Raw genomic sequence first — 6,775 nt, 5'->3', positions numbered from 1 at the left:
CGCGCCCGCGCCGTCAGGAGTCGGAGCGGTTGGCCTCCCGCGTGCTCTCCAGGATGCGTTCGGCGTCCGCCTTTTCCTTGTCCAGCCCCAGCTTGTCGTATGCCTTGACCAGGATCTCCAGTGCCGGGATCGTCGAGGTCGAGCCGTCGTACTTCTCCAGGGCACGCTGTACCCGGTTGGCGGCAGCCAGCCAGGCTCCCCGGCGCATGTAGTATTCGGCCACCTGCACTTCGTGGCGGGCGAGCTCGTTGCGCACCTCGATCAGCCGGCGGCTGGCATCGTCCACGTACTGGCTGTCCGGGTACTGCTGCACAAGCTGGGAGAACGAGCGGTAGGCGTCCTCGAGCACAGACTGGTCTCGCTTGGAGAGGTCCGGGGGCGCGATGCGGTTGATCAGGGAATCGCCACGGCCCATGTTGGCCAGCCCCTTGAGATACAGGGCGTAGGGCACATTGTCTCCACGCGGGTGGAGCTGGATGTAGCGGTCGGCCGCCGCGATCGCCGAATCCGGCTCGTCGTACTTGTAGTAGGCGTAGGCGACCTCGACCTGGGCCTGCTCGGTATAGGCGCCGAAGGGGTAGCGGCCTTCGAGGGTCTCGTATTTCTTGATGGCCGTCTCGTAGTCGCCGCGGCTCATGGCGCTGTGGGCCTCGTCGTAGAGTTCGGCCGCCGATGCCGTCGGGTCGCCGAGATCGACGCTGTCGTCGTCTCCCTTCGAGAACCAGGTGCAGCCGCTGGAGAAAACGACCATTCCGGCGATCAGGGTGGCTCCTGCGATCTGCCTGACAGGAAAACGGCGGCGTGCCGGGCGGTTACGGTCGCGATGCTGGATCATGGTGTCGGAGTCGGTGCCCGCTGGATGTCGAATGATGGACGGACCGCCCTGCAAGCCCTGTGCTGATGCGTTGATGGGGCGGGTGTTAACGGCTAATCTTCGCAGATACGATCTGAAAAACCAACCGACTGCACGACGGGGTCAGTCCCGTCTTTTTTAATGTCTGCGGTGACGCCTGTGGCGCGGCACCGGACCAAGCTCGGGAGACCCGTTCAAGACGCATGGAAATTGACCGAACATCGATCGTCCCCGTCGAACATGCCGGCATGCGGCTCGACCAGGCCGCGTCCCGCTGCTGGCCGGAGTTCTCGCGCAATCGCCTGCAGGGGTGGATCAAGGAAGGCCGGCTGACCGTCGACGGCCGCAAGGCCCGGCCGAGGGACGCCGTGCTCGGCGGCGAGACGCTGGAGCTGGCCGCCGAGCTCGAGCAGCAGAGTGAGGATCGGCCGCAGGAGATCCCGCTCGACATCGTCTACGAGGACGAGCACCTGCTGGTGGTGAACAAGCCCGTGGACATGGTCGTGCATCCCGGTGCCGGCAACCCGGATGGTACGCTGGTCAACGCGCTGCTCCATCACGATCCGGATCTCGCCCTGCTGCCGAGGGCCGGGGTGATCCACCGGCTCGACAAGCAGACCAGTGGTCTTCTGGTCGTCGGCAAGACGCAGGCGGCCTACCAGTCCCTGGTGGCCGATCTCGCCGAACGACGCATCGGTCGCGAGTACGATGCCATCGTGGTCGGCCACGTGATCGCCGGTGGCACGGTGGATGCCCCCATCGGACGGCATGCGCGGGACCGGCAGCGTCAGGCGGTGGTGCCGCAGGGCAAGCCGGCGGTGACCCACTATCGCGTGATGGAACAGTTCGGCGAGCATACCTGGCTGCGCGTGCGTCTCGAGACCGGGCGTACGCACCAGATCCGCGTGCACATGGCCCATATCCGTCATCCCATCGTGGGGGACCCGGTCTACGGCGGCCGTCCGCGCCTGCCCAAGGGCGCCGACGACTACCTCGTGGAGCTGCTGCGCGGCTTCGGTCGCCAGGCGCTGCATGCGCGGCGGCTGACGCTCCGGCATCCCGAGACGGGAGAGACGTTGACTTTCAATGCGTCCCTGCCGCCGGATATGGAAGAATTGATCGAGGAACTGCGTGACTATCGCGACGGTTTTGACGAAGGAGAGGCTGAGGTTATCTATGTCCGGGACATCGACTGACAAACCCCGTTTTATCGAGGCGACCTGGCCGGCCCCCGCGGGCGTGCATGCCGGCGTGACTACCCGGGTCGGCGGGGTCAGCCCCGAGCCGTTCGACGGGTTCAACCTGGCCTTGCATGTCGGGGACGACCCCGCCGCGGTCGAGGCCAACCGCCACGAACTGGAGTCGATGCTCGACCTGCCCGAAGCACCCCGCTGGCTGGACCAGACGCATGGCACCACGGTGGCGGGGCCGGAGGTCCCGGCCGGGGCAAAGGCCGATGCGGCGTTCACGGACCGGCCGGGAGCGGTGCTGGCGGTGCTCACCGCCGACTGCCTGTCGGTGACCCTCGCCAGCCACGACGGGCGCGAGATCGCCGTCGCCCACGCCGGCTGGCGAGGCTTGGCCGCCGGCATCATCGAGCGGACGGTCGACCGGTTCTCCGTTGCCGGCGACGAGATGATGGCCTGGCTGGGTCCGGCCATCGGTCCGGCCCACTACGTGGTCGGCGAGGAGGTGCGCGAAGCCTTCATGCGCGACTACCCGGCGGATGCCTCGGCGTTCCGGGGCGCAACCGCGCCGGGCAAGTACCACGCCGACCTGTTCGCGCTGGCCCGCGCCCGCCTGCGGCGCCAGGGCATCAGCCGCGTCTACGGGGGCGAACGCTGCACCTTCTCCCAGCCGGAGCTGTTCTACTCCTACCGTCGGGACGAGGGCCGCACGGGCCGCATGGCGACCCTGATCTGGCGCGACTGAGGAACGTCCGGCCACCGGGCCGGTCTCCAGTACGGTAGAACACGACTAAAACGAGGATTGATCGAGATGGCACAACCCTGGCTTCTGCTTACTCTTGTCGGCGCCGACCGGCCGGGCATCGTGGCCCATGTCACCCGCGTGCTGTTCGGCGTCGGGGCCGAACTCGGGGAGACGGCCATGATGCGGCTCGGCAACCAGTTCGCGATCATGATGATGGTGCGCAACGCGGGCAATCCCGAGGAGGTCGCCGGCCTGCTGGAGTCGACGCGCGCGGATTTCGGTCTCAAGCTGCACGTCGACCGGATCGACGCCTCCCTGCATCAGCACCGCGAGCCGGACGTCTCCGTGACGGTCCACAGTGCCGACCGTAGCGGCATCGTCGCCGACGTCACGGCAGCGCTGCTCGAGGCGGGCATGAACATCCTCGACCTGCGTTCCGACGTGGGCGGTTCGGAGGACAAGCCGATCTACATCATGCAGATCGACGGCGAGAGCAGTGACGGTGTCGAGGCGATCGAGCGCAGCGTGGCACGTTTCGCCGATCAGGGCCTGACCGTCCGCGTGACGCCATTGCAGACCATGCGAGGCTGACACGTGGAACCGTTGCCGATCCTGACCTACCCCGACGAGCGCCTGAAGGCCGTCTGCGAGCCCGTGGAGCAGTTCGATCCCGAGCTGCGCGAGTTCGTCGAGCACCTGCAGCACACGGCCGACCAGGGTCCGTCGGCGGTGGGCATCGCCGCGCCCCAGGTCGGCCGCATGCAGCGGCTGTGCCTCGTGGATGCCACCCGTGCGAAGCGCCCGGTGGAGAACAACGGGCCGTTGGTGCTGATAAATCCCGAGATCACCAACTGGAAGGGCTTCGCGGTGGGCCGCGAGGGTTGCCTCTCGATTCCCGACTACACGGGCAAGGTGATCCGGGCCGAGTCGATCGAACTGGTCGCGCAGGATATCGAGGGGCGCGAGGTCCGCTTCACCATGAAGGGCTTCGAGGCGCGCATCGCCCAGCACGAGCTCGACCATCTCGACGGCATTCTCTTCCTCGACCGTCTGGTCTCTCGCCACGCTGACCTGCGCGAGCGCTGATTCGGACAGGATCTCCGTTCCCGACCTCCGCGGGTGTCGGCGGCATGGATCGGCCGTTGACGACGAGGGGCGGGGGAAATCGCCGCCCATGGAGGTGGGGCTGGCGCTGGTGATTCCCGCGGCCTTCCTCCGGGGCGTGTCCGGTGGCAACAGCGGAGTGGGGGGGGCGTCGACCGGCTGTTAGCAAATCGTGATCGGGCTGACACGTAACGGTCACCGCGTTGCGGGATAACGGGGCTTCACCTCGTCGTTCCGGAGGCGGTCATGTCCCTGTCCTATCGCATGGTGGTGGTCTCGGATGTGCATCTGGGCACACCGGCCGCGCGGGTCGAGTACCTGCTGGATTTCCTTGACCACGTTTCCACCGAGACGCTGGTGCTCAACGGTGACTTGTTCGACATCTGGAAGATGCGCGGCCATCGCTGGGCCTGGCCGCTGAGCAAGACCCGCCTGCTGCAGCGCGTCATGGCGATGGCGGCGGCGGGCACGCGGGTGGTCTACATCCCCGGCAATCACGACGAATTCTTCCGCGACTACATCGGCGTGTCCGTCGGCGGGGTGGAGGTGAGGCGGCAATGGCGGTGCACGCTGGCCGACGGGCGTCGGGCGCTGTTGCTGCACGGCGACGAATTCGACGGCATGGTGCGTCACAGCCGATTGCTCAAGGGGCTTGGCAGCGTCGGCTACGAATTCCTGATGGGGCTGGACCGGTTCAATGCCTGGTGGCGGCGGTGCATCGGTCGGGGTTACTGGTCACTGGCCCGGGCCGTGAAGGGGCAGGTGCCGGGGGCCCGGAGCTACATCCAGAAGTTCGAGGCGGCCGCCTGTCTCCACGCACGCGAGCAGGCCGCAGACGTGATCATCTGCGGCCATATCCATCATGCCAGTCTCTTCACCCGCGACGGGATCACCTACGCCAACAGCGGCGACTGGGTGGAGCATTGCACCGCCCTGGTCGAACGCCACGACGGGCAGCTCGAGCTCATCCGGTGGGCGGAGGAGAGTGCCCGGCTGCTGGATGCGGCCGGGGCCGGGGAGGCGCCGGCCGCGGGCGGCGGGATCAGGCGTCGCGCAGTGCCTTGACCCAGTCTTCCATCGCCTCGGTGGCCATCGGCATCGGCGGCTCGAGGAAGTTGACGATGAAGTGGTCGTCGAACTCGGTCACCCCGATCGAGCGCGGCCGGACCGCCATCACGCGGGCGTTGGGCAGCTTGATGCCGAAGCAGAACACCACGTGGGCGGCTCCGATGATCCCGTCGGCCACCTCGCCGCCGAGGTCTCGGGTATGGGCCAGGTGGTCGAAGGTACCGATGAACTTGGTGCGCTCGTCGGCCTCCACGGCAGCCTTCAGGCGCTCGATCACCTCCGCGGTGCTCTTCGCCGTCGTCTCGTTCTTGTCGATCCGGGCCTCGTAGACCGGATACTTCTCGTTGAAATGCGTCTGTTCCATGGGTCCTCCTTTTGGGTCATAAGGAAAATGTATGCCACAAAAGCAACGATAATCAATATCGTTCCTCGTGTCACGTATTCCAGATCGTTGCCCGCTCTTGAATCGGCGGGATCCGATACCAGAACAAGGGTAGACGCGCGGCGGCCCGATTGTGACTAACCTTTATCTCTTCGTAACGGCCGCCGACAGGCGATGAAACAAACCGATCCCGAGGTATCCGAATTCATGCGAATGGACAAGCTGACCGCCAAGTTCCAGATGGCACTGGCCGACGCCCAGTCGCTGGCCGTGGGCCAGGACCACCAGTTCATCGAGCCGGTCCACCTGATGGTGGCCCTGCTCGACCAGGACGGGGGCACCGTGCGCCACCTGCTGACGCAGTCGGACATCAACGTCAACATGCTGCGCTCGCAACTCGGCGAGATGCTCGACCGGTTGCCCTCGGTGTCCGGCGGCGAGGCCGGCGAGGTGCACATCTCCAACGACCTCTCGCGCCTGCTCAACGTCACCGACAAGCTGGCGCAGAAGCGCAACGACCAGTACATCTCCAGCGAGCTGTTCGTGCTGGCGGCGATCGAGGACAAGAGCGAGCTGGGCGAGACGCTGCGCCGGGCCGGTGCCTCGAAAGGCGCGATCGAGCAGGCGATCGACAAGCTGCGCGGCGGCCAGTCGGTCGACGATCCCAACGCCGAGGACGCCCGCCAGGCGCTGGAGAAATACACCCTCGACCTGACCGAGCGCGCCGAGCAGGGCAAGCTCGACCCGGTCATCGGCCGCGACGAGGAGATCCGCCGCGCCATCCAGGTCCTCCAGCGGCGTACCAAGAACAACCCGGTGCTGATCGGCGAGCCGGGCGTGGGCAAGACCGCCATCGTCGAGGGGCTGGCCCAGCGCATCGTCAACGGCGAGGTCCCCGAGGGCCTCAAGGACAAGCGCGTGCTGGCGCTCGACATGGGCGCGCTGCTCGCCGGGGCGAAGTTCCGCGGCGACTTCGAGGAGCGCCTGAAAGGCGTGCTCAACGACATTGCCAAGGCCGAGGGGCGCGTGATCCTGTTCATCGACGAGATCCACACCATGGTCGGCGCGGGCAAGGCCGAGGGCGCGATGGACGCCGGCAACATGCTCAAGCCGGCACTCGCCCGCGGCGAGCTGCACTGCATCGGCGCGACCACGCTCGACGAGTACCGCCAGTACATCGAGAAGGATGCCGCGCTCGAGCGTCGCTTCCAGAAGGTGCTGGTCGACGAGCCGTCCACCGAGGACACCATCGCCATCCTGCGTGGCCTCAAGGAGCGCTACGAGGTCCACCACGGCATCGAGATCGGCGACCCGGCGATCGTCGCGGCCGCCCAGCTATCGCAGCGCTACATCACCGACCGCCAGTTGCCCGACAAGGCCATCGACCTGATCGACGAGGCGGCCAGCCGCATCCGCATGGAGATCGACTCCAAGCC

The 6,775-nt window shown here is 66.8% G+C and carries 8 protein-coding genes; 6 read left to right on the top strand and 2 right to left on the bottom strand.

Annotated elements, in window-relative coordinates; all coding sequences use genetic code 11:
- Positions 1–13: 13 nt before the first annotated feature.
- Positions 14–835, bottom strand: a complete 822-nt coding sequence (locus ACLFMY_RS07770; protein WP_410764081.1) for an outer membrane protein assembly factor BamD — start codon at positions 833–835, stop codon at positions 14–16.
- A 221-nt stretch (positions 836–1,056) separates the two neighbouring features.
- On the opposite strand from ACLFMY_RS07770, the gene rluD reads away from it, so the two are divergent.
- The 5 genes from rluD (at position 1,057) to ACLFMY_RS07745 (ending at position 4,954) form a co-directional block, all read left to right on the top strand.
- Positions 1,057–2,049: a 23S rRNA pseudouridine(1911/1915/1917) synthase RluD gene (rluD, locus tag ACLFMY_RS07765; protein ID WP_410764080.1), complete on the top strand. Its 993-nt coding sequence runs from the start codon at positions 1,057–1,059 to the stop codon at positions 2,047–2,049.
- Positions 2,030–2,785: a peptidoglycan editing factor PgeF gene (pgeF, locus tag ACLFMY_RS07760; RefSeq protein WP_410764079.1), complete on the top strand. Its 756-nt coding sequence runs from the start codon at positions 2,030–2,032 to the stop codon at positions 2,783–2,785. Before rluD ends, pgeF begins: the two co-directional genes overlap by 20 nt.
- A gap of 66 nt (positions 2,786–2,851) precedes the next feature.
- A complete protein-coding gene (locus tag ACLFMY_RS07755) occupies positions 2,852–3,376 on the top strand; it encodes a glycine cleavage system protein R (protein ID WP_410764078.1) in 525 nt (174 codons plus the stop codon).
- Positions 3,377–3,379: 3 nt separating this feature from the next.
- Positions 3,380–3,871, top strand: coding sequence for a peptide deformylase (def, locus tag ACLFMY_RS07750; RefSeq protein WP_410764077.1), 492 nt, complete (start codon positions 3,380–3,382; stop codon positions 3,869–3,871).
- A gap of 264 nt (positions 3,872–4,135) precedes the next feature.
- On the top strand, positions 4,136–4,954 hold the full coding sequence (locus ACLFMY_RS07745; protein ID WP_410764074.1) for a UDP-2,3-diacylglucosamine diphosphatase: 819 nt from the start codon (positions 4,136–4,138) through the stop codon (positions 4,952–4,954).
- On the opposite strand, the gene ACLFMY_RS07740 is transcribed toward ACLFMY_RS07745, so the two are convergent.
- Positions 4,932–5,321, bottom strand: a complete 390-nt coding sequence (locus ACLFMY_RS07740) for a DUF6858 family protein (protein WP_410764073.1) — start codon at positions 5,319–5,321, stop codon at positions 4,932–4,934. The two genes, ACLFMY_RS07745 and ACLFMY_RS07740, sit on opposite strands and share 23 nt — an antisense overlap.
- A 225-nt stretch (positions 5,322–5,546) precedes the next feature.
- Here ACLFMY_RS07740 and ACLFMY_RS07735 point away from each other — a divergent pair.
- The coding region (locus ACLFMY_RS07735; RefSeq protein ID WP_410764072.1) for a Clp protease N-terminal domain-containing protein at positions 5,547–6,775 on the top strand (1,229 nt) is incomplete at its 3' end.

It is taken from the genome of Guyparkeria sp. (genome assembly GCF_046545975.1).
In the GTDB taxonomy this organism is placed as follows: Bacteria; Pseudomonadota; Gammaproteobacteria; order Halothiobacillales; family Halothiobacillaceae; genus Guyparkeria.
This window is presented reverse-complemented; position numbering and strand designations above follow the sequence as displayed.